The sequence below is a fragment of the Corallococcus sp. CA041A genome (assembly GCF_003612075.1).
In the GTDB taxonomy this organism is placed as follows: domain Bacteria; phylum Myxococcota; class Myxococcia; order Myxococcales; family Myxococcaceae; genus Corallococcus; species Corallococcus exiguus.
In genome coordinates, this window is the sequence record NZ_RAWF01000054.1 from 1 (window position 1) to 21,207 (window position 21,207).

The window sequence follows — 21,207 nt, forward strand, 5'->3', positions numbered from 1 at the left end:
GTTCGGGTCGCACCGCACCAGCGTGAGGTAGTCCTCGATGCGGCGGCGAGGCTCGCGAGGCAGGGCTTCGACGTCCAGGTCTTCGAGAAGACGCACGGCCCGGGAGGCCGGTGCAACCAGCTCCAGGTGGATGGGTTCACCTGGGACGTGGGCCCCACCATCGTGCTGATGCCGGAGGTGTTCGAGGAGACCTTCCGCGCGCTGGGCCGCCGCATCGAGGACTACCTCACGCTGGTGCGGTGCGACCCGAACTACCGGGTGCACTTCCGCGACGGCTCGGACGTCACCTTCACGTCCGAGCTGTGCACCATGGGCCGCGAGCTGGAGCGCGTGGAGCCGGGCAGCTTCCAGCGCTACCTGGCCTTCATGGCGCAGGGCCGTGAGCAGTACCGCATCAGCCTGGACCACTTCGTGGGCCGCAACTTCAACGGCGTGAGCGACTACTTCTCCCCCCGGGTGCTGGCGAAGATTTTCAAGGCACGCGCGCACCGCCGCATGTACGCGGACGTCAGCCGCTACTTCCAGGACGACCGGCTGCGCGCGGCGATGACGTTCCAGACCATGTACCTGGGCGTGTCTCCCTTCGAGTCGCCCGCGGTGTATGGCCTGTTGCCCTTCACGGAGCTGGGCGTGGGCATCTGGTTCCCGAAGGGCGGCCTGTATGCCATTCCGCTCGCGCTGGAGCGCCTGGCGCGCGAGGAGGGCGTGACGCTGCACTACGGCCAGGCGGTGGAGCGCATCCTCACCGAAGGCGGCCGCACCACGGGCGTGCGGCTCGCGGGTGGCGAGGTGGTGTCCGCGGACGCCGTCCTGTGCAACGCGGACCTGCCGTATGCGTACGAGAAGCTGCTGGATCCGAAGGACGCGCCGTTCAAGCGAGGGGAGAAGCTTCGCTTCACCTCCAGCGGCTACATGCTCTACCTGGGCATGAAGAAGAAGGTGCCGGGCCTGCTGCATCACAACGTGATGTTCGGCCGAGACTACGCGGGCTCGTTCGAAGACATCTTCCAGCGCTTCCGCGTGCCGGAGGACCCCAGCTTCTACGTCAACGTGCCCACGCGCACGGATTCGTCACTGGCGCCTGAGGGGAAGGACTCGCTCTACGTGCTGGTGCCGGTGCCGCATCAGCACCCGGGGATGGACTGGAAGGTGGAGGGCCCGAAGGTGCGCGCGAAGGTGTTCCAGCGGATGGCGGAGCTGGGGTACCCGGACCTGGAGGCGGACATCGAAGTGGAGCGCGTCTTCACCCCGGATGACTGGGCGGGCACGTACAACCTGGCGCGCGGGAGCGCGTTCGGGCTGGCGCAGAACTTCTTCCAGATTGGTCCCTTCCGTCCGGCCAACGTGGACCCCCACGTGAAGAACCTCTTCTTCGTGGGCGCCTCCACGCAGCCGGGCACGGGCCTGCCCACGGTGCTCATCTCCGCGCGGCTCGTCACCGAACGGCTGACGGAGTGGGCCCAGAAGCAGGGCGTGGCGCTGTCGCCTCGCGCGGGCGCTCCGGCGGTGGAGGTGGCGGCATGAGCGTCACCGCTTCCTCGGCGCTCATCGCGCAGGGCTACCGGCGCGCACGGGTCGTCACGCGCCACCACGCGAAGAGCTTCTTCTTCGCGTCGTATCTCCTCTTCGGACAGCGGAAGAAGGCGGCCTTCGCGCTGTATGCCTTCTGCCGACGGCTGGATGACCTGGTGGACGCGGGCGAGAGCGCGCTGCCGGGCGAAGCACCCATGGACCTGGCGACGCGCCTGGCCCGGGCTCGCGAGCGCGTGGCGGAGGTGTACCTGTCGCTGCCGGAGTTGGCCTCGAAGGAGCTGGGCCCGCCGTCCGCGCGCCAGCCCTCCGCGGACGCGCCGTCGCCGTGGGACCCGAGCGAGTTCGCGGCGCTGCGCCACACCATCCACCACTACCGGATTCCCGAGCAGCCCTTCCAGGACCTCATCTCCGGCATGGAGATGGACCTGACGAAGGTGCGCTACGACACGTGGGAGGAGTTGGACCTGTACTGCTACCGGGTTGCAGGTGTGGTCGGGTTGATGCTGACGCCGGTGCTGGGCTGCGTGGACGCTCGCGCGGTGGAGCCGGCGGCGGACCTGGGCCGCGCGATGCAGCTCACCAACATCCTGCGCGACGTGCGCGAGGACCTGGAGCGCGGCCGGGTGTACCTGCCCTCGGAGGAGCTGCGGGCCTTCGGCATCACCGAGGACGACCTGCGCGCGGGGCGGGTGGACGCGAAGTGGCGCGACTTCATGCGCTTTCAAATCCAGCGCGCGCGGGCGTACTACGCGCGGGCGGCGGCGGGCGTGCGCTACCTCACCGGCTTTGGCAGCCAGCGCATGGTGCGGCTGATGGGCTCCATCTACGGCGACATCCTGCGCGACATCGAGGCGCGGGATTACGACGTGTTCAGCGGCCGGGCGCACACGACGACGGCACGCAAGCTGGAGCTGACGGCGACCGTGTTCCTTCGGCCCCGGGCCGCGCTGCCGGAGGCGCCCCTGGCCCTGCCGTCCGCGCCGGTGCCGCTGTTGCCCACGGGCACGGGAGGCTCGCGATGAAGGCCTCGCGCGTGGCGGTGATTGGCGGCGGCATTGGTGGGCTGACGGCCGCGGGCCTCCTGGCGAAGGAGGGCCACGCGGTGACGCTGTTCGAAAGCGGCCCGACGCTGGGCGGCAAGGCGCAGGCGGTGATGGTGGAGGGGCTCACGCTGGACACGGGCCCCACGCTGCTCACGTTGCCGGCGCTGGTGCGCGGCACGTTCGAGCAGCTGGGCGCGCTGGACCTGCTGCCGCCGTTCACGGAGCTGGAGCCGCAGTGCACCTACCACTTCACGGACGGGTGCGGCTTCACGGCGTACAAGGACCTGGAGCGCATGGCGGACAGCGCCGCGGAGCTGCGGCCCGTGGAGCGCAAGGGCGTGCACTCCTTCTACGCGGAGGCCGCGGCCATCTGGCGCGCGGCGGGCGAGCCCTACCTGGAAGCCCCCTTCGAGGGCATGGCCGGCTTCATGGCGCGCGTGGCCCGCCGGGGCATCGGCGCGATGTTGGCCGGGATGAAGATGGACACGCTGCACGCGCTGGCGGCGAAGCACTTCCAGACGAATCACCTGCGGCAGTACGCGGGGCGCTTCGCCACCTACGCGGGCGGGTCGCCCTATGCGTCCAGCGCGGCGTTCGCGCTCATCCCGCACATCGAACATGCGTATGGCGTGCACCACGTGCGCGGCGGCATCGGCGCGCTGGTGGATGCGCTGGGGCAGGCGGTGCGGCGGCTGGGCGTGACGGTGCACCTGGACACGCGCGCCCGCTTCGAGCGTGTCACCGAAGGCTACCGCGTGGAGCCGGTCGCGGAGGTGTTCGACAGCGTGGTGGTGAACGCGGATCCGCTGGCGTCGCTGCGCCGGGAGTCGGAGCCGCTGTCGCTGTCTGGCTTCGTGCTGCTCCTGGAGGTGGAGGGGCGCACGGCGGTGCCGCACCACGCGGTGATGTTCGGCGGAGATTACCGGAAGGAGTTCGATGAACTCTTCGCGGGTCAGCTCGCCGAGGATCCCACGGTGTATGTCTGCAACCCGTCCGCCACGGATTCGAGCATGGCGCCGCCGGGCCGCACGGGGCTGTTCGTGATGGTGAACGCGCCGGCCATGCCGCTGGAGGAGGGCAGGGCGGATCAGGCCCGGCGTGATTGGGAATCCAGCGCGGAGCGCGTGCGCGAGCAGATGTTCGAGAAGCTCGTGCGGCACTACCCGGCGTTGAAGGGGCGCGTGCGCGTGGTGGGGCAGCGCTCGCCGGTGGACCTGGCGGCGCGCGGGGCTCCGGGTGGTTCCATCTACGGCTTCCTGCCGCACGGCCGCTTCGGTCCGTTCCGCAGGCCGCGCATCCGGGGCGGCACGCCGGGGCTGTTCTTCGCGGGCGGCGGCACGCACCCGGGCGGCGGGGTGCCGCTGGTGATGCTGTCGGGCCGGTTCGCGGCCCAGATGGCATCCGCGCACCTGAGGGAGGGGGCATGAAGTCCGTCCTCGCGCAGAACCTCCTGTCCGACGCGGCGGAGTCGTGCGCGCTGCCCGCGCTGCCGGACCTGGCGGGGGCGTACCGCTGGTTCTACGCGGACGTGACCGCCGGGCCGTACAGCGCGGTGTGCATCTTCATGCTGGGGTCATTGTTCTCGCCGCGCTACTCGGTGGCGGCTCGGCGCGGCGGACATCCGCTGGCGTACAGCGCGGTGAACTTCGCGCTCTACCACCAGGGTGTGCGCAAGTTGTGGGTGCTGAGCGAGTACCCTCGCGTGGAGTTGCAGGGGCCGGGACGGCTGCGCATCGGCCGCTCCACGTTGACGCACGCGGTGGATGGCACGGTGCGCATGGACGTGGATGACCGGACGGCGCCGTGGGGCCGTCCAGTGCGCGCCAGCCTGACGTTGCGGCCGCTGACGGGGCGGGGCACGGAGGTGCGGCTCATGCCGGGCCTGCCGCATTACTGGCAGGCCCTGGCGCCCCGCTCCGAGGCCCGGCTGGAGGTGTCCACTCTGGGCGTGACGGCGGAGGGGATGGGCTACCACGACACGAACCACGGCCAGGAGTTGCTGGGCGCGCGGCTGTCCGGCTGGCACTGGGCGCGCACGCACCACGCGAACCACACGGTGGTGGACTACCACCTGCCGGACGGCGTGGCGCCGGTGCGCATGATTGCGAGCGCGAATGGCGTGGTGTGCGAGCGCGGCCCGAACCCCGAGGCGCGTCCCACGAACCTGACGGGCTGGGGGCTGCGCGTCCCCTCGAAGCTGCACACGGGCAACGAGGTGGTGGGCGTACCGCGCCTGCTGGAGTCGTCGCCTTTCTACGCGCGCCTGGAGTCGCGGCGGGACACGCTGGACACGATGGGCGAGGTGGCGGACTTCCGCCGCTTCCATTCCCCGTTCATCCGCTGGATGGCGCACTTCCGCACGCGCGTGGGGAGGGCGGCATGAAGGCGGCCATGCGTCGGCATGAGTGCGCACGGCGTTCGAATCGCGCCATGAACGCGCGTGGGCAGGCGCTGCATTCATGCGAGCGCAAGGGGCGGACGCCATGAACGCGCTCGGCTTCTTCACGCTCGGGTGGACGGCGATGGCCGGTGGCTTCAGCGCGGTGGCGCTGGCTCGGCTGTATCGCCGTGCAACCGTGACGGTCGGAGGGCCACTGCCTTCCGTGCTGCTCCTGCGCCCCGTGGATGCGCCCACGCCGCTGGAGCTGGAGAACCTGGCGCACCGTATCGACTACGCGGGACCGCTGGAGCAGGTGGTGCTGTCTCCATACCGGCCGCGCCTGGCCGAGGGCGTGCGCTGGCTTCCGAGCGACCCCGTGTGCCCCAACCGCAAGGTGGGCCATCTGCTCTACGCCCTGGAGACGCTTGATGTTCGCGGACGGGTGGTGCTCGCGGTGGACGCGGACGTGGCGGTGACGGGCGCGCTGGTGGAGGGCCTGGCCTCTCCGCTCGTGGCCGGCGCCGCCTTGAGCACCGCTGCTCCCACGCCCGTGGGCGCGATGGACGCGGCGGGCCGCGCGATGGCGGGACTGCTTCGCTACACGCATCACAGCTTCCGCGCGCTGCACGCGATGAGCGCGGGCGCGCAGGCCGTGTGCGGCAAGGCGCTCGGGCTGTCACCGCGCGCGGCGGAAGAACTGGTCGGACTGTCGGACCACATTGGCGAGGACCTGGAGCTGGCGAAGCGACTGCACGCGCGTGGCCTGGACGTGGCCCTGAGCCCCGCGCCCGCGTGGGTGCCTGTCGCCAACGGGACGTCGTGGCGCGTGCCGCTGGAGCGTTTCACGCGCTGGATGCAGGTGCTCGCGAGCCACCGGCCCGGTCTGTATCCCACCGTGCCGCTGCTCTTCACGCCCACCGTGCCGCTGCTGCTGCTCGCCGCGTGGCTTCATGAGCCCGCTGTGTGGCTCGCGGTGGCGGCGCTCGTCGCCGTGCGCACGTTGCTGTCGCTGCGCCTCGCCGCGCTGAGCCGTGTGCCTTCGGAAGTGGACCGGGGCCACGCGCTGACGGACTGGATGCAGGGTGAATTGCTGCTGCTCGCGGCCTTCGCGGCCTCGCTGACGCGGCAGGGAAGGGTGACCTGGCGCGGCCATACCTACGCGCTGGAAGCTGGGGGACGCATGGTGCGGGTGGCGTCGCAGTGGAGTGGAGGCCCGGGATGACCTACGCGCGCTTCCTGGGCATCTTCGTCGTCCTGCCCATCCTGTTCCTGCTCGTGCGCTATCGCCGCACGCTGTCGTGGCGCGGGCTCGCGCCCATGGGCTTGCTGTTCATCGTCGTCTACGCGGCCACGTCGCCGTGGGACAACATGGCCGTGAAGTGGGGCCTGTGGGGTTTCGACCCGGAGCGCATCTGGGGCGTGAAGCTGGGCTACCTGCCGCTGGAGGAGTACCTCTTCTTCGGCCTCCAGACGCTGCTCGTGGGCCTGTGGGCGCGCGACCGGCTGGAGCGCGTGCTGGCGAAGAAGCCTCAGCCCGTGTCTCACGAGCGGAAGTCCGTCCGCGCGGAGCGGACCCTGGAGCCCTCCGAGGTGTCGCCATGATGGAGACACGCTGGGCGTACCTCATCCACCTGCTGGCGTGGACGCTGCCCGTGATTGCCATCCAGCTGGCGGCGCTCGTGATGCACTACAAGGCCCGCTCGGGCGAGGTGCTGCGCGCGGTGCTGCCCCCGGCCCTGGTCGTGGGCGTGTACCTGTCCGTCGCGGATCACCTGGCCATCTCCACCGGCATCTGGAACTTCGGAGAGGGACGCCACGTGGGCGTGTACATCGGCGCCGTACCTCTGGAGGAGATCCTCTTCTTCCTCATCACGAGCGTGCTGGTGTCGCTGGGGCTCGCGCTGTTCACGGCGCTCCTGCGGCTCCGGGAGGCTCGGGCGTCTTGATTCGCGCGGCCAAGGGTGGGCCCTTCGGGTGGGCGGTGGACCGGTACATCGGGTGGAAGGTCCGCTCGACGTTCCGGGGCCTGTGGGTGCGCGGCGAGCTGCCCACCGACGGCGTGGGCCGGCTCGTCTACCTGAACCACTCCAACTGGTGGGACGGCTTCGTGCTGCACCAGCTCTGCCAGGCGGCGGGCTGGGACGGGTACTGCCTCATGGACGAGGACAACCTCCGCCGCTATCCCTTCCACACGAAGATGGGCGCCTTCAGCATTCGCAAGCAGGACGCGATGTCGTCCCTGTCCTCCCTGCGGTACGCGAAGGAGTTGCTGCGCAAGCCGCGCGCGGCCGTGTGTGTCTTTCCGGAAGGCGAGCACCGGCCCTTCGGCGTCCACCCGCTGAAGCTGGAGCGCGGTGTGGAGTTGCTCGCCCGCGCGGCGAAGGCGGAGTGCGTGCCCATCGCCATCCGCTACGCCTTCTTCGAGCACGAGCGTCCGGACGTCTTGCTGGAGGTGGGCGAGGTCCACGAGGCCGGTCCGCTGGAGCGCTTCCAGAGCGGGCTGGAGACGGTGGTGCGGCGGGTGTCCGAGGCCACGAGCCTGGAGGGGTTCACGCGGAAGATGGCGGGGGCACGCGGCGTGGCGGAGCGCTGGGACCGTGCGCGGGGCTTGAGCCCATGAGCCTGCGCATCCGCACCATCGCCCGGCTCACCGGCATCCGCGAGGCCACCCTGCGCGCCTGGGAGCGCCGCCATGGCTTCCCGCGCCCGGAGCGCAGCGAGAACAACTACCGCGTCTACTCACGCGACGAGGTGGAGGCCGTCCGCCGGGTGGCGAAGCTGATGGAAGAGGGGCTCTCGGTGAGCGAGGCCATCGCCCAGGTGCGCGACGAGCCCCGGACGTCCGTCCCTCCGTCGGCGCGGCATGTGGAGCGCTTCTGGGCGGCGGTGATGGTGCTGGACTCGGAGGCCGCGGACGCGGCGCTGTCAGCGGCCCAGGTGGGGCTGTCCGCGACCACGTATTGCGACACCGTCCTCATTCCGCTGCTGCGCGAGATGGCCTCGCGCCTGGACGTGGCGCGCGAGCACATGGCGTCCGCGCTGGTGCGGCATCGGCTGCGCATGCTGCTGGCGGGGATGGAGCGTGTGGGCGAAGGGCCCCGGGGAGTCCTGGCGTGTCCGGCGAGGGACCACCACGAGGGCGGGCTGCTCGCGCTGGGCGTGCACCTGAAGGCGCGGGGCTGGAGGGTGACGCTGCTGGGGGCGGACACGCCCGCGGAGGCGTTGGAGGGGGCCTGTTTGCAGGTGCGCCCGGACCTGGTGGCGCTGTCGTTCATCCGCCGCCGGGACTCGGCCGACTTCGTCTCGGTGTTGTCCGAAGCGATGCATGCGTGCGCGCCGGTGCCGGTGGTGGTAGGCGGGCCTGGGGCGCGGGAGCACCTGAAGACGCTGTTCACCCTGGGCGCGCAGTACGCGGAGTCCGCGGAGGAGCTCATCGCCGTCTGGCAGCAGGCGCGAAACGCGCAAAACCGACCGTGAAGCACGCACACCATGGCTGAGCGCACCTATCGCATCCACATCGCCGCGGAGTTGTCGGGGGTCCGGGTGGAGCTCATCCGGGCCTGGGAGCGCCGCTACGGGGTGCTCGAGCCGGAGCGCACGCCCGCGGGCTATCGCGTCTACACCGACCGTGACGTAGCCCTGCTCAAGCGGCTCAAGGCGCTGACGGACGAGGGTGTTGCCATCAGCGAGGCTGCGAAGCTGCTGCCCCAGCTGCGCGCGGAGCTGGACGTGGCGCCTTCCGCGCCCATCGAGAATCTTCAGGCGCGGACCGGGTCGCAGCCGGAGACGTGGCGCGCGGCGGTGATGGCCGCGGCCGAGGCGTATGACCAACCCCGCGTCGTGCGCATCCTGGACGAGGTGCTGACAGCGCTACCGCCGTTGAAGGCCTTCGAGGACGTGCTGGTGCCGGTGCAGCGCGAGGTGGGCGACCGTTGGCACGCGGGCACGTTGACGGTCGCGCAGGAGCACCTGGTGACGCAGGTGGTGCGCGAGCGGCTGGTGAGCCTGCTGCACGGTGCCCCACGGGGAGGACGCAAGCACGCGGTGCTGGCGTGCTTCCCGGAGGAGGAGCACGAGATTGGCCTGTTGGGCGTGGCGCTGCGGCTGCGCCACGCGGGCATGCGGGTGACGCTGTTGGGGCAGCGCGTGCCGGCGGAAGGACTGGGGGAGATGGTGGCCCGGGCAAAGCCAGACGTGGTGGGCCTGTCGGCGGTGATGAACCGGGGCGCCACGGTGTTCGAGGATTTGCTCATGCGCATCCAGGCCGCGCTGCCCAAGGGCCTGCCCCTCTGGGTGGGAGGCCCCGCCGCCCAGGTGCACGCGGAGGTCTGCGAACGCCTGGGCGTGAGGCTCTTTGCTCACGAGGACGACTGGACGCGGATGGCGGGCTGAGCGCCCGCGTCGCTATTTCGGATCCAGGGCCCAGGTGCCCTCATCCCAGCGTTTCAAGGTCTGTCCTGCCTTGAAAGGCACGAATCCTTCGCCCCTGGCCGCCTCCATCAAGACCTCGCGTGCCTCATGCGTCCGGTAGCGAAGCAGGTAGGCCGCGGCCATGACTCGCACATCCATCCTTGGATGACTGAAGGGCACCGTGAGCGCTTCGCGGCCTGCATCCCCATGCGCCCGGAGTTGCTCGAAAGCGGAGATGTATTTCCTCGCGCGTCGGTTTCCGGCCTTCGCGTCGCCCTGCCAGATCGCGTCAGTCTGGGCGGCGACGTTATCCGCGAATTCTCTGACCCATCCCTCCAGAGTCATCGCCAGATACTTCTCCGGCCCACCCACTGGAGCGGTTCTACTCTTCAAGGGGAAGGGTTCCGTTCTTCCACGCATCAAGGGTCATGGCCGCACTGAGCCCCATCAGACTCGACGCGGGCGTAGACAACGAGGAGAGCGTCGCCTCTGCCTCACTGGGGGCGAACCGCAAGGCAGCTGTCGCCGCCCAATACCTCGTCCCTTCTTCGGGGTCGGAGAGCAAACCCAGCAAGGCCGCCTCCGCCTCAGTCCCGCGCGTTTGCAGTTCTCGCCGGACGGCGGCTGCGTGCTTGTACTCCTTGTTGGCGGCGCGAGTATTGAGCGCGTTCAACAACTGACCGTGTTTCGCCGAAAGCTCGCGAAATCGCACAATCAACTCTTCCAGCGTCAGCGTCTTGAAGTCCTTTGTCCTCATGGGATGGCCCCATACCTCCTCATGGTTTTCAATCCGAATGCACGCTGGGCTTCATAGGGTTGCAACCGAAGCCACTCTCGAACGACTCGACCTCCCGAGACCTCTTGCACCGATGAGTAGAACGCACTGAGCACCTTGTGCTTTTGCTCATCAATGGCGATGACATTCTCGGTGTTGTGGATGGCCTCCGGACCAAAGCGCTGCACATTGCCGGGCGTCTGCTCGACGATGTGGTGCCACTGTTTTCCAGGTCCCGCCGGACCCATCGCGTTCTTGAATCCACTGAAGGACTTCCACGCCCTCAAGCGAGACTTCGCCGGGCCATTCGATGACATGGCCACGGCGCCCGGCGCGAGGCCAAACGTGAAGCCATCCGCGGCGATGGCGACCGTCTCGACCTGTCCCACGGCCGCGTAGAGCACACCGGCCTCCGTCTCGGACCGGACCGCGGCCTGGGCTGCCCCTGGCAGGCCCGGGAGCTTCGCCCCCAGCGTCGCGCCCGTGCTTCCAATGGCCGCCGTCGCCAGCATCACGAAGGCCCGCGCCGCCTGCCGGCCCATCACCTTGCCGAATCGCTCTCCCGCTCCGCGCAGCTCGTCGAACGTCAGCGCGGCATCTGACTCCGCCATCAGGTGCCGGAAGCCCTGGATGAGCGCCCAGAACGTGTCGATGCCCACGTAGGCGATGAGCCCTGCCGAGAGCACCGCCGCCACGCCCTTCGTCGCGGGCTCCGGCACGGTCCAGAGCAGCGCATACGTGACCGCTGTCCACAGAGCGGCCTGCATCAGCGCTTCGGGATTCGCCATGTCCTTCACGGCCTCCCACAGCTCCTCCAGCACCGCCCCCTTCGCCAGCGCGAGCGCCAGGGCGAAGCGCGCGTCCCCTGTGATGACCGGGCTCTCCTTCAGCAGCCCCAGACAGTCACCGGCCCGTCCGGTCCGTCCGCACCAGCGCAAGTAGGCGCGGGTCAGCTCCACGTCTGGCTGAGTCTGCTCGGAGGACAGGTGCTCACCCGGCCCGAGAGGCGTGATGCGGCGGCGCTGCACATCCACCAGGTACGAACCGCTCCGGGGCTCCACCTCGAAGAGGCGCCGGGCGGCATCCTGGGCCCTCGGTGACAACCGAAGCCCCGGGGCCAGCCGCGCCACGGCCTCCTTCAGCGCCCCCGACTCAATCGGGACCGGCCGGGCCGTTCCATCCGCACGAAGCACATGGACGACAGGCGCACCGCGCCCCGTGTCGAGCCGGACGGCTTTCGTCGCACCGCTACACCCGACCACCGCCCAGAACAGGGACAGCACCAACAATGGAAGCCGCATCCAGAGTTCCAATCGCAAGCAATCGTCTCGGCTCAGGCGAAGGCATTCTCTCGGCGCACCCGGAGCGAAGGGGGAGCGGGTTGACGCATGCGAGTGCCGCTCCGGGGAACCCCGGTGATGGTAGCAGGGGCCCTTCAGGGACGGCCATCTCCAAGAGAGGCGCTTCAGGCTCTCTTGCCCGTGGAGCGCTTCTCCCTCAGGGTGTGCGTTGCGGACCCGTCACGCTCTCGAACGACACTCCCAGGTTTCCCACCTGCTCGAGGGCGGCCTTGATCTCCTCGGAGACAATGAACGCTGTCTTGAATCTCGTCGGCCGCAAGGCGTGTGCGCCCTCGGTCTTCGAGGGGTCGATCCGCAGGCCGTAGATCCAGCGGTACTCCCCTGCATACTCAGGAAAAGGGTCGTCTTCGGCGTAGTGCTGCACTTCTCGGCACTTCGCTTCGTCGATGCAGTCGACTGTCTTTGTTACGTTGATAATGAAGTGTCGCTCGGATTCCCCTTCGATGGTGATTGGGAATAATTGAGCATCGTTGGGGGCGTGCATCTTGAAAATGTTCGCGACCGCTTCACTGCCGATGGGTGTGCGTTCAACTCCTGCAAACACAAGGGTGCGCTTTTGACCTGGGTTTCTAACCCGAGCCTTGATGGGTCCAGGGTCCGGAAGAGCGTGGCCCTCTCCGAACATCCACGGCTCATCGAACGCTCCGCCGGATGCGGGCACAGGTGTCGTGATGTACCACTGAGGCACATTCGCGATATTCACCCAATAGAAGTTCCGTTCCACGCTGCCCTCCTACTTCACGATGTAGCTACGCAGGTCCGAACCCGCTGTAAGCAACTCATTTGCGATATTGGCGAGTTCATTCAGTAGCTTCGCGCGACAGGTTTCCGTGGTTCTGCACGTCCTTACGGCCGTCTGCAGGCGATTCACGACCTGATTGTGATAAATTTCAGGATGAGGCCCTTCGTGTCCCTTGAGCCGCACCTTGTTGGCGGCATCCTCAAGCGTCATGCCGGCCTTCTCGAAGATTTCCTCACACGCTGGCGTCCAAGGCCCCCCTGATGCAGTGGAGACTTTGTTCTTGTTCGTGCAGATGTGGTGGACGGGACCTTCGGCATCGCCAGGATGCCTCCCGTCCGAGTACATCGCGAGAGCAGCCGTTGCTCCAGGCGCCAACGTGACGTTGAGCACACCCGCGGCGGGCATCGCCATGGAAGTCACGCCCCCATTCAGCGCAGCCCCGAGTGAGAATCCCGCCTCGGCCTGCCCTCGGAGCGCGGCTTGGGGGAAGCCCGGAAGCTTGGGGCTCTGGGCCGCCATTGCGTTCTTCCCGCCAAGTGCCGCCGTGACGAGCAGCACCAGGACCCGCGTGCCGTTGGTCCCCAACACCCGCCCGAACCGGTGACCGATGTCCTGCAATTCGATGACGCTCGTCGCCGTCCCTGCGTCGTCCCAAAGCCGCACGAAGCCCCGCCCAATCTCCCAGACCGGCACGATGCCCAGGTAGGCCACCATGGCGGCCGTCAGCGCCACGGCGATGACCTTGGTGACAGGCTCGGGCAGCGTCATGGTGAGAAGCACGCTCAGCGCGGCCGACGTCACCATGGCCTTGAGTACCGCCGGGTTGAGCATCTTGCCAACCTCAGCCTCGACGCTCTCCCACACGCTATCGAGCGCGAAGGACAGGGCCATGAGCGTCCGGTCCTTGCGCGAGAACGTCAGCCCCGTCCCGCCTACCAGGGCCAGGCAGTCATCCTTCTCGGGGCAGAGGCGCGCGTACAACGATTCAGGCGAACTCCCCGAGCCAGGGTCCGCGAGGCCCTTTGCGGAGGCGAGCAGCGTCCTGGACCGCACCCGCCCTCGCGCATCCGCTGCTTCCGCCTCACGGATGGCAACGTCCATTCGCATGTCCAGGATGAGCTGCGTGAGGGCGGACGTGAATGCGTCCTCGCTCACCTGGACCGGGGCGGCCTCCACTGGCTCGTGGACAACCCGGGGTCCGCTCCCGGTATCAATATGGACAATGCGGCGGGTCGCACACCCCGTCGCGAGCAGCAGCAACAGCGTGACGGCTCCGGCCAGCCTCATGGCGCTCCCCAAGCTCAGGAAGCGCCGCATCCTGACCTCAGTGTGTCAGGGCCTCCAGGGCTTTCGCCTGCGCGTCGATGAAGTGCCCGTAGTCCGAATCCACCTGATCCGAATAGGCACAGGCGAACTCGGTGACGGCTTCGTCGAAGTGGTCCTTGGTGCCCAGGTATCCCGCGATGAGCGCGGCGTCGCCGGTGCGCGCATGGGCGCGGGCCAGGGTGGCTCCACACGCGTCCGCGTAGTCCTGGAACACCGGCCCCTCCATCTTCTCCGCGTCCAGCGAGCCCTTCATGTCGCGCAGCTGTCGCACGTAGAAGGCGCCCATGCCCTCCACCTCCGTCCAGCCGAGGAACAGGTCGGAGAAGGCCTGCATGCGCCGCTGGCCCACCACCACGCGCTCGCCCGCGCTGTGGAACTCGCTGGGGCCCACGTAGGGCTCCAGCACGGAGGCCTTGGCCTCCTTGAGCTGCAACACCAACGGGTCCTCCCCGCCGTTGCCTTCACACAGCACGACGTAGGCTTGCAGCCCCACGCTGCCCACGCCCACGACCTTGAAGCCCCACTCCTTGCGCCGGTAGCGCAGGCACAAATCCCTCACCGCGCCGTCCAGCGACTCCAGGTAGCCCACCGTGAGCCGCTTGATGCGCCGGTCCAGCTCCGTGGCCGACACGTCCATCTTCACCGCGCTGAGCGGGAAGAGCAGGGGCGGCTGGTAGGCCAGGTGTCGCTGGCCGTTGCGCTCCACGGTGAGCTTCTCCACCGCGTGCGCGCTCGTGTGTCGCTTCGCCTTCTCCACCGCCTCCGCGGCGAGCTTCGCGGTGTCGACGGAGTCGGAGTTCTTCAGCTCCTTTGCGTCCACGTGGAGCGACCAGACCTCCAGGAGGCTTCGGGTCGTCAACTCGCGCATCGTGAGCCTGTAGGACTCCACGGCCTTGCGCGCGGCCTTCTTGCCGCAGCGGGCACCCAGGCCGTTCTGCTTCGCGGCCACGACGAAGCTCGCGGCCAGGCGCTTCACGTCCCATTCGAAGGGGCCGGGCAGCGTCTCGTCGAAGTCGTTGAGGTCGAAGATGAGGTTGCGCTCGGGCGTGCCGAACAGGCCGAAGTTGGCCAGGTGCGCGTCTCCGCAAATCTGGCTGCGCAGGCCGCTGTGCGGCGTGTGGGCCAGGTCGCGCGCCATGACGAAGGGCGTGCCGCGCAGGAAGGCGAACGGGGACTCGGACATGCGCTCATGGCGCACGGGCACCAGCCACGGCAACCGCGTGGCGTCGGACTCCTTGAGCTGCGCGAGCGGGTCGCGTCCCCGGAAGGCCTTCCACGCGGCGTGGCTGCTCCGGGGACAGCGCTTGCGCAGGGCGCGGCCCGCGTCCATGCGCTCCTCCACGGAGCGGAAGTCCACTGCCTGCAGCCGCGAGGGCTTCAGCTTCCGGGGCGTGCGCCGCGTGCGCTGCTGTTTCTGGTTGGATACGAGGGGAACCTTCGCGGCTCCCAGCTCGGATGTGCCGTCCGCATCCATGGGGTGTGTGACTCCTCACCGCCAAAAGTGGGACCGGCACCCCGGAACCGGAAGCGTCCGGGGCCGGAAAATCGCTCACCCCTGGGGCAGGGGCGGATGCAGTGTTCACTCCCGAAGGAACACCTTACTCGGCGTGAGCGGGATGCCGCCCTTTGGACGCAGGGTGATGGCGGGAAGAACCTCGGGTGCGGGCCCTGGCGCGGCGTCGAAGTGGAGGCGCTGGAGCACCGTGGCCAGCACCAGGCGAATGACCATCAATGCGGAGCCCGCGCCGATGCAGAGCCGGGGCCCTCCTCCGAAGGGACAGTAGGCGAAGCGCGGGATGCGCCGCTCCAGCCCGTCCGCCCAGCGCTCGGGTCGGAAGGACTCCGGCTCCGGGAAGTGGCTCGCGTCCCGGTGCAGCGCCCACTGGGACCACGCGACCACCGTCCCTGCTGGCACGTGGACGCCGTCCATCCTGTCGTCCTGCTCCGCCACCCGGCTCATGCCCCACGCGGGCGGATACAGACGCAGCGACTCCTTCACCACCTGCTCGCAGTACGGCAGTGACGGCAGGTCCGCCACCGTGGGCTCGCGGCCTCCCAACACCGTGGCCAGCTCCCGCCGCAGCGCTGCTTCCGCCTCCGGATGGCGCGCCAGCAACCACAGACTGAGCGCCAGCGCGGCGGCCGTCGTCTCATGCCCGGCGATCATCAATGTCAGACATTCGTCGCGCAGCTGCGCGTCCGTCAGGTGCTCGCCTTCCTCGGCCTGGGCCTCCAGCATCAGGCCCAGCAGGTCGTCACCCGTGCCTCCCTGCCTCCTTCGGCGCTCCACCACGTCATCCACGACGGCGTGCAATGCGCGCAGGCCGGCCCTGAACCGCAGTTGTCCCGGCGTGGGCACCCAGGCGGGCAGGGTGATGGGCGTGTCGAAGAGGTGCTGGGCATGCAGCATCACCGCCTCCATGGCCCGTCCCAGCTCCCTCGCCTGCGCGGAGAGGTTCGCGCCGAAGAGCGTCTCCGCCACCACGTCCAACGTCAGCGCCATCATCTCCGGGTACGCGTCGAAGGACGCTCCCTCCCGCCGTGACGCCATCCAGGTGTTCGCGGCCTTCACCGCCACGCTCCCGTGCGCCGCCAGCAGGTTCTTGTGGAAGGCCGGCTGCATCATCCTCCGCCGCCGCATCCAGAAGTCGCCGTGACTGGTGAACAGGCCGTGGCCCACCACCGCCTCCAGGGCGCGCTTCTGGAACGCGTCCTTCGGGTAGTTGCGGAAGTTCTTCACCAACACGTGCTCGATGGCCTCCGACGTGTTGAGCAGGTAGACGTCCGTCCCCACGAAGCGGGCCCGCACCACCGCGCCCCGGTCCGCGTAGCGCAGGAAGAAGCCCAGCGGATCCTTCCGGTACTCCAGCCCCTGCCCCACCCACGGCAGCCCCGCGGGAAGTGAGGGCGGAAGGACCGCGGAGTCGGAAGGGGCGGCGTGCATGCGGCGACTCCTGGACGGGGGCACAAAAGACCTTCCCGAGCGCTCGAGTGTACCCGAGCCAGACCGGTGGAGGCCCAACGGTGACGGCGCACGCTACAGACCCAGGCGCGTGTGACATGCGGGGCTACTGCGACTTGCCGCGTCAGCGGTGTTTCCGAGGGAATCCGGAAAATTTGTTTTCGCATGTTACTGGCTCGGCGGGTGCAGAAGCCGTCGGCACCGCTCGCGGGGCGGATGTCTCGCGCGCGGTGTTTCACCCACCGGGTGAAACACACCCCATTTTCGAGGTTGAAGACATGCGGACGATGAAGACCGGATTCGTGATGGCGGCGGCGTTCCTGGCGCTGGCGGGTTGCCAGGGGCCGGACGACAGCGCGCAGGCCCCCACGGGCACGCAGGAGTCGCAGGCGCAGGGCTGTGTCTCGCGGTTCAATGGCATCCAGAGCTGCGCGGTGGGCAACGCGCAGCTGGCCGCCACGGCGGAGGGGCTCCAGGTGTTCGGGCTCGCGCAGGGGACCGCGAACGGCGTGGCCAGCCACTTCTCCAACGCGACGGGCTGGCAGCAGGCCGCGCGGATGAACCTGGGCGGCGGTCAGGGCCAGTTCTCGCTGGCCGCGCGTGACGCGGACCAGGTGGTCAGCACCCTGAGCGTCACGCCGAGCGCGAACGGGTCGCAGTTGTCCGTGGCGCCCGCCTTCACCGGCACGGCCGGTGGCTCCACCTATCGCGTCAACGTGTACCGCGACGGCGTGTTCCAGGGCGGCGGCACCCATGAGCCCGCGGCCCGCGTCGTCATCTTCACGGACTGGATGGGCAACGTGTACATGGCCTGGGGCTTCGCGGCCATCGACTTCCGTCACCTGCCGTTCCCGTTCGCCGTGCGCGCGGACTCCGTGCCCCAGACCGAGGACGGCGCCTGCATCTGGCGCATGAGCCTCAAGGGCAAGACCTTCACCACCCAGGTGAATGGCCAGCAGCTCACCGGTGACACCCTGGAGCTGGTGGAGCAGATCGGCGACGGCGCCTATCCCTACCGCCACTTCTCCGGCATCGACGTGAAGGGCTCCGCCGGCAGCTACACCATCGTGAACGAGGCCACTGCCCTGGTCAGCGCCGACGGCGCCCAGGCTCGCTAAGCCATTCCGGTGAAACACCTCCCGTCCCCCGGCTTCGTGCCAGGGGACGGGGGCGTGTGATTCACCAGAGCTGGAAGAGCTTCTTGTTCGAGCCGTCACCCGGGTTGTTGTAGAGGACGGCGTCCGCCCAGCGCGTGACGTCGAGCAGGAGCGCTCCCCACTCCGCGACCGCCGAGCCCGCGAGGATGAGCGCCTTGTCGGCTTCGCCCGGGATGAGGCCCGCCACGCCCTCTCCCGTCATGCCGCCGAAGGACAGGACGTTGGCGCCGAACTTCTCCGTGTCCCAGAAGGTGGAGTGGTAGGGCACGGAGGGGGCGATCTCCCCATCCAGCTCCAGGATGTAGCTGACGACAGACAGGACCAGGCTCACGAGTCCCATGAACGTGAGCAGCGTGCTGTCCGTCATCTCCAGCGCCTTCGCCAATCCCTTCGCCTCCACATCCGCGCCCCGCGTCCAGCTCAGCAGGGACACGAGCCCGGTGACCACGGCCTCCAGGGAATAGAGCGCCCAGACCATCCGGTCCAACTGCTGCGAGGGCACGTCCTCGTCGAAGGGGAAGCTCCCCGCCACCCCCGTCCAGGTCGCGACGGTCTGCCCGGTGGAGAACCACCGCTGCGCGGGCGCGCTCTTCGTGAGCTGCCCTCCCGTCAGGAAGAGCGTGTAGCAGAACGAGGAGATGATCGAGAGCGCACCGCCGATGACCGAGTAGTTGTGGGCGGAGTCGCCAATCACGTTGTCGCCGTTGTCGTCCTTCGACTCGGGCAGCGCCACCAGTGACGTCGTCCGCCAGGGCGTCATGACGCGCATGAAGCTGGACTGCTTCTGTTCGGGGATGGGCGCATGGCCCGTCAGCAGCTTGAAGACAATCGTGACGGGGATGGCCGCGAGCAGGCTGAGGGCCCCCAGCATCGTCAGCGAGTCCTCGCCCGTGAGCTTCTTGTACAGCCAGCTCAGGACCGGGATGTTGAACGGGCGCAGGAGCACGTCGTCGAGAATCGACTGGCTCACGTCCGCGATGACCTCGCACAGGCCCACCAGCAGGTCCCTGGCGGCGGCGAGCAGCGTCTTCGCGGCCTCGCCCGCCAGCAGCTGGACGATGGAGTGCAAGCTGACGGTGCCCTGCTGCACCATCGTCTGGAGGCCCTGGCACAGCTCCTTCACGGAGTCCGCGACGTCCGACAGGATGTTCCCCACCGTCTGGAGGAAGTCGGTGACGGCCTGCGCCACCGGCGCATCGGAGTCATCGGCCGTGCTGTCGCCGATGCCGCCGTGGGACACCTGGTAGGTGGAGAAGGTCGCGCCCGGGCTGGTGGTGAGGCAGTCGGTGGCGGACTTCTGCTCCGGCGTCTGCGCGGCCTGTGTCTGCGTCACCACCTGCTGCGTCGTCACGTCCGGCATGCCCAGCGCCGTCTGGCAGACGCCGTCCCACTTCGCGATGAGCCCGTTGAAGTACTCCGTGATGGAGGCCTCCATGCCCTTCATGCTGCCCGCGAGCGCGAGGACCACGTCCTTGGTCATCGCCTCCATCACGCGCTGGGTGGCCAGGATGTCGTCCCACGCGAACAGGAAGCCCAGGAAGGCGATGATGTCTTCAAGCAGCACCGCCAGTTGTTGGAACAGCCAGCTGATGAGCTGGAGCGCCTCCTTGATGGTGCGCACGACGAACGTCACCACCTGCTCGCCAATCTTCACGAAGAACTGGAGCAGCGTCTTCGTGCCGCTGAGGATGGGCTGGATGACGTATTCGTAGACGGTGCCCGCGGCGCTCTTCAGCGCCTGGAGCACGTCGCCCGCGGCCGTCTCGATGGCGTTCGTCACGTTGCCCAGCACCGCGAAGGACGTCTGGGTCTTCGCCATCGCCGTGGGCGCCGCCGGCTCCAGGGGCGCCGACGAGCCGTCCGCGGGCAGGCTGTCCATGTTGTCCATCAGCTGCTGGAGCGACGCCTGCACCTGCGCCACCAGGTCCGGGTCCGCGCCGGGGGGCACCATGGGCGTGCCGTCCGACTTCGTCCACTGGGACAGGTCCTGGCCCTTCAGCTTCGCGGCCAGGTTCGCGCGCAGCTCCGCGCTGGGGTCCGCCGTCACGTCCTGCGCGAGGAACGGCGCGCTGAAGCGGAACACGGGCGTGCCCACGTCGGACACCTTGTTGATGAGCGTCACCGTGCCGCTGGCGTCTGTCTTCACCTCCACGCGCGTGCTGGTGTCCAGGTCCGTCCAGTAGCCGTTCACCATCACGCGGGACCACTCGGAGGCGTTCACCTGCACCGGCTGGCCCACCAGCGCCGCGCCCTGCGCGTCGGTGAAGCGCACCACGGTGGTGTAGCTGGGGAACTCCTGCCCGTTGGCCAGCGTGGGCAACACCATGTCCGTGTTCTGCCAGGCGGTGGTGTCCGGGTCCTGCCACAGGTAGGTGATGAGGCTGTTGTCCGTGGAGGTCACGAACAGCTCCCCCGTGGAGCGCTTCTGGTTGCGGCGCGGGGCCAGCCGGGCCACGTGCTCGCGCTGCTGGAGCGGCGCGGACCAGCCCTCCGTGGCACCCACCGTGTTGTTCAAGGAGAACAGCCGCTGGCTTCCGTCCACTGCCCACACGCTGACGCGCTGGGAGTCCTGCTGCGCCAACACGGAGGTGACGCCGGAAAGCACGTCCGAGGACGCGATGGCCAGCGCGGTGCTCTTCGCGTTCTTCAGCCCCGTGGAGGGGAACCACGACAGCCCGTCACCGCCCACGTACAGCGCGCTCAGGCCCTGGTTCTGACGGTCCTCCAGCGCCCACAGGCAGCGGCCCCCCGACGGCGCCGTCACCGACAGCGAATGCGTGGTGTTGGTGGACGGGTCCAGGAGGCTGGTGAAGGTGAGGCACCGCTTACCGGTGTTGTCGTCGAACAGCGACCAGGTGCCCCGGTAGGAGATGCCGGTGATGGAGGCTCGGGCCACCACCACGTCGTGCAGCGTCTGCATGTCCTTGGGCGGCGCCCAGTTCACCCACGCGCTGTTCGTGGCGCTCGTGGACGCGTCCACGAAGTATCGGCCGGTGGAGCCGTTCGTGTTCCTCACCTCCGCCACCAGCAGCGGCGCCTCGCTGGCGCTGACGAAGTCGCCCAGCAGGAGCCGCTGCACGGGCATGCCGCCGGGAGCGCCGTTGCGCTGGACCCACGCCGTGTTGAGCGTGTTCCACGGGCCGCCGTCCGGCGTGGGCGTGAGGGTGGGGGAGACGAACACGTGGCTGCCGCCCGCGCCGTCATCCATGGCAACGGCGATGATGACCTGGCCGGAGGGGGCCTGGACCACCGCGTAGCCCTGCACGTCGTGGTTCGCGTCCGGGCTGAGCTCGACCTGGCGCCAGCCGGTCGTCACGGTGGTGTCGCGCAACATCACCCACAGCGTCTTGCGCGCGGTGTTCGCCGAGGACGCGCCCACGCTGAACAGCAGCGGCGAGCCGCCGGTGTCCTCCGCGGAGGCGAGGGGATAGGCCGCGTCCACGGAGGTGGCGGCCAGGTAGTTGTACATCAGGCTGGAGGAAACGGTCGCCGAGCCCGTCTGGGAAGTCTGGGACATG

General features: G+C 68.9%; 19 protein-coding genes. 11 read left to right on the top strand and 8 right to left on the bottom strand.

What is annotated here, in order from left to right; genetic code table 11:
* The 10 genes from D7V77_RS12070 to D7V77_RS12115 form a co-directional block, all read left to right on the top strand.
* Positions 1-1,524, top strand: a 1,524-nt coding sequence (locus D7V77_RS12070; protein ID WP_120576423.1) for an NAD(P)/FAD-dependent oxidoreductase, incomplete at its 5' end; no start/stop codon positions are given.
* Entirely contained in the window at positions 1,521-2,555 is a 1,035-nt protein-coding gene (locus D7V77_RS12075; protein WP_120576424.1) for a phytoene/squalene synthase family protein, read from the top strand. The genes D7V77_RS12070 and D7V77_RS12075, both read left to right, overlap by 4 nt.
* Entirely contained in the window at positions 2,552-4,003 is a 1,452-nt protein-coding gene (locus tag D7V77_RS12080; protein ID WP_120576425.1) for an NAD(P)/FAD-dependent oxidoreductase, read from the top strand. Before D7V77_RS12075 ends, D7V77_RS12080 begins: the two co-directional genes overlap by 4 nt.
* Positions 4,000-4,959: a carotenoid 1,2-hydratase gene (locus D7V77_RS12085; RefSeq protein WP_120576426.1), complete on the top strand. Its 960-nt coding sequence runs from the start codon at positions 4,000-4,002 to the stop codon at positions 4,957-4,959. Before D7V77_RS12080 ends, D7V77_RS12085 begins: the two co-directional genes overlap by 4 nt.
* Before the next feature lie 100 nt (positions 4,960-5,059).
* Positions 5,060-6,178 (top strand): glycosyltransferase, encoded by a 1,119-nt coding sequence (locus tag D7V77_RS12090; RefSeq protein WP_120576455.1) that lies wholly within the window; start codon positions 5,060-5,062, stop codon positions 6,176-6,178.
* Positions 6,175-6,558, top strand: a complete 384-nt coding sequence (locus D7V77_RS12095) for a lycopene cyclase domain-containing protein (protein WP_120576427.1) — start codon at positions 6,175-6,177, stop codon at positions 6,556-6,558. Before D7V77_RS12090 ends, D7V77_RS12095 begins: the two co-directional genes overlap by 4 nt.
* Positions 6,555-6,902, top strand: a complete 348-nt coding sequence (locus tag D7V77_RS12100; protein WP_120576428.1) for a lycopene cyclase domain-containing protein — start codon at positions 6,555-6,557, stop codon at positions 6,900-6,902. The genes D7V77_RS12095 and D7V77_RS12100 overlap by 4 nt, the downstream gene beginning before the upstream one ends.
* Positions 6,899-7,576 (top strand): lysophospholipid acyltransferase family protein, encoded by a 678-nt coding sequence (locus tag D7V77_RS12105; protein ID WP_120576429.1) that lies wholly within the window; start codon positions 6,899-6,901, stop codon positions 7,574-7,576. The genes D7V77_RS12100 and D7V77_RS12105 overlap by 4 nt, the downstream gene beginning before the upstream one ends.
* Positions 7,573-8,433, top strand: coding sequence for a MerR family transcriptional regulator (locus D7V77_RS12110; protein ID WP_120576430.1), 861 nt, complete (start codon positions 7,573-7,575; stop codon positions 8,431-8,433). The genes D7V77_RS12105 and D7V77_RS12110 overlap by 4 nt, the downstream gene beginning before the upstream one ends.
* Positions 8,434-8,445: 12 nt before the next feature.
* The gene (locus tag D7V77_RS12115; protein ID WP_120576431.1) at positions 8,446-9,348 is read left to right on the top strand and encodes a MerR family transcriptional regulator; all 903 of its coding nucleotides are present in this window, start codon (positions 8,446-8,448) and stop codon (positions 9,346-9,348) included.
* A 12-nt stretch (positions 9,349-9,360) separates the two neighbouring features.
* Here D7V77_RS12115 and D7V77_RS12120 read toward each other — a convergent pair whose 3' ends face one another.
* The 7 genes from D7V77_RS12120 to D7V77_RS12150 all read right to left on the bottom strand — a co-directional run bounded on the left by D7V77_RS12120 (position 9,361) and on the right by D7V77_RS12150 (position 16,514).
* Positions 9,361-9,711, bottom strand: a complete 351-nt coding sequence (locus D7V77_RS12120; protein ID WP_120576456.1) for a DUF2019 domain-containing protein — start codon at positions 9,709-9,711, stop codon at positions 9,361-9,363.
* A 37-nt stretch (positions 9,712-9,748) separates the two neighbouring features.
* Positions 9,749-10,123 (bottom strand): DUF2019 domain-containing protein, encoded by a 375-nt coding sequence (locus D7V77_RS12125; RefSeq protein ID WP_120576432.1) that lies wholly within the window; start codon positions 10,121-10,123, stop codon positions 9,749-9,751.
* On the bottom strand, positions 10,120-11,442 hold the full coding sequence (locus D7V77_RS12130) for a hypothetical protein (protein WP_120576433.1): 1,323 nt from the start codon (positions 11,440-11,442) through the stop codon (positions 10,120-10,122). Before D7V77_RS12130 ends, D7V77_RS12125 begins: the two co-directional genes overlap by 4 nt.
* Before the next feature lie 196 nt (positions 11,443-11,638).
* Positions 11,639-12,226, bottom strand: coding sequence for a DUF1629 domain-containing protein (locus D7V77_RS12135; protein ID WP_172810496.1), 588 nt, complete (start codon positions 12,224-12,226; stop codon positions 11,639-11,641).
* 9 nt (positions 12,227-12,235) lie between these two features.
* On the bottom strand, positions 12,236-13,531 hold the full coding sequence (locus D7V77_RS12140) for an AHH domain-containing protein (protein WP_120576457.1): 1,296 nt from the start codon (positions 13,529-13,531) through the stop codon (positions 12,236-12,238).
* 37 nt (positions 13,532-13,568) lie between these two features.
* Complete coding sequence (locus D7V77_RS12145; protein ID WP_120576435.1) at positions 13,569-15,044, bottom strand: DUF2252 domain-containing protein; 1,476 nt, start codon at positions 15,042-15,044, stop codon at positions 13,569-13,571.
* Between the two features lie 105 nt (positions 15,045-15,149).
* Positions 15,150-16,514 (bottom strand): cytochrome P450, encoded by a 1,365-nt coding sequence (locus tag D7V77_RS12150; RefSeq protein ID WP_120576436.1) that lies wholly within the window; start codon positions 16,512-16,514, stop codon positions 15,150-15,152.
* A 305-nt stretch (positions 16,515-16,819) separates the two neighbouring features.
* Between D7V77_RS12150 and D7V77_RS12155 the strand changes: the two genes are divergently transcribed.
* Positions 16,820-17,650, top strand: coding sequence for a hypothetical protein (locus D7V77_RS12155; protein WP_126934326.1), 831 nt, complete (start codon positions 16,820-16,822; stop codon positions 17,648-17,650).
* Between the two features lie 61 nt (positions 17,651-17,711).
* Here the strand turns inward: D7V77_RS12155 and D7V77_RS12160 are convergent, their stop codons facing one another.
* Positions 17,712-21,206, bottom strand: a complete 3,495-nt coding sequence (locus tag D7V77_RS12160; RefSeq protein ID WP_120576438.1) for a hypothetical protein — start codon at positions 21,204-21,206, stop codon at positions 17,712-17,714.
* Between the last annotated feature and the right edge of the window lies 1 nt (position 21,207).

What these genes read in the sequence shown, in the direction of transcription:
- D7V77_RS12075 (WP_120576424.1), top strand. Translation starts at nt 1,521, where the DNA reads ATGAGCGTCACCGCTTCCTCGGCGCTCATCGCGCAGGGCTACCGGCGC.
- D7V77_RS12080 (WP_120576425.1), top strand. Translation starts at nt 2,552, where the DNA reads ATGAAGGCCTCGCGCGTGGCGGTGATTGGCGGCGGCATTGGTGGGCTG.
- D7V77_RS12085 (WP_120576426.1), top strand. Translation starts at nt 4,000, where the DNA reads ATGAAGTCCGTCCTCGCGCAGAACCTCCTGTCCGACGCGGCGGAGTCG.
- D7V77_RS12090 (WP_120576455.1), top strand. Translation starts at nt 5,060, where the DNA reads ATGAACGCGCTCGGCTTCTTCACGCTCGGGTGGACGGCGATGGCCGGT.
- D7V77_RS12095 (WP_120576427.1), top strand. Translation starts at nt 6,175, where the DNA reads ATGACCTACGCGCGCTTCCTGGGCATCTTCGTCGTCCTGCCCATCCTG.
- D7V77_RS12100 (WP_120576428.1), top strand. Translation starts at nt 6,555, where the DNA reads ATGATGGAGACACGCTGGGCGTACCTCATCCACCTGCTGGCGTGGACG.
- D7V77_RS12110 (WP_120576430.1), top strand. Translation starts at nt 7,573, where the DNA reads ATGAGCCTGCGCATCCGCACCATCGCCCGGCTCACCGGCATCCGCGAG.
- D7V77_RS12115 (WP_120576431.1), top strand. Translation starts at nt 8,446, where the DNA reads ATGGCTGAGCGCACCTATCGCATCCACATCGCCGCGGAGTTGTCGGGG.
- D7V77_RS12120 (WP_120576456.1), bottom strand. Translation starts at nt 9,711, where the DNA reads ATGACTCTGGAGGGATGGGTCAGAGAATTCGCGGATAACGTCGCCGCC.
- D7V77_RS12125 (WP_120576432.1), bottom strand. Translation starts at nt 10,123, where the DNA reads ATGAGGACAAAGGACTTCAAGACGCTGACGCTGGAAGAGTTGATTGTG.
- D7V77_RS12130 (WP_120576433.1), bottom strand. Translation starts at nt 11,442, where the DNA reads ATGCGGCTTCCATTGTTGGTGCTGTCCCTGTTCTGGGCGGTGGTCGGG.
- D7V77_RS12140 (WP_120576457.1), bottom strand. Translation starts at nt 13,531, where the DNA reads ATGAGGCTGGCCGGAGCCGTCACGCTGTTGCTGCTGCTCGCGACGGGG.
- D7V77_RS12145 (WP_120576435.1), bottom strand. Translation starts at nt 15,044, where the DNA reads ATGGATGCGGACGGCACATCCGAGCTGGGAGCCGCGAAGGTTCCCCTC.
- D7V77_RS12150 (WP_120576436.1), bottom strand. Translation starts at nt 16,514, where the DNA reads ATGCACGCCGCCCCTTCCGACTCCGCGGTCCTTCCGCCCTCACTTCCC.
- D7V77_RS12155 (WP_126934326.1), top strand. Translation starts at nt 16,820, where the DNA reads ATGAAGACCGGATTCGTGATGGCGGCGGCGTTCCTGGCGCTGGCGGGT.
- D7V77_RS12160 (WP_120576438.1), bottom strand. Translation starts at nt 21,206, where the DNA reads ATGTCCCAGACTTCCCAGACGGGCTCGGCGACCGTTTCCTCCAGCCTG.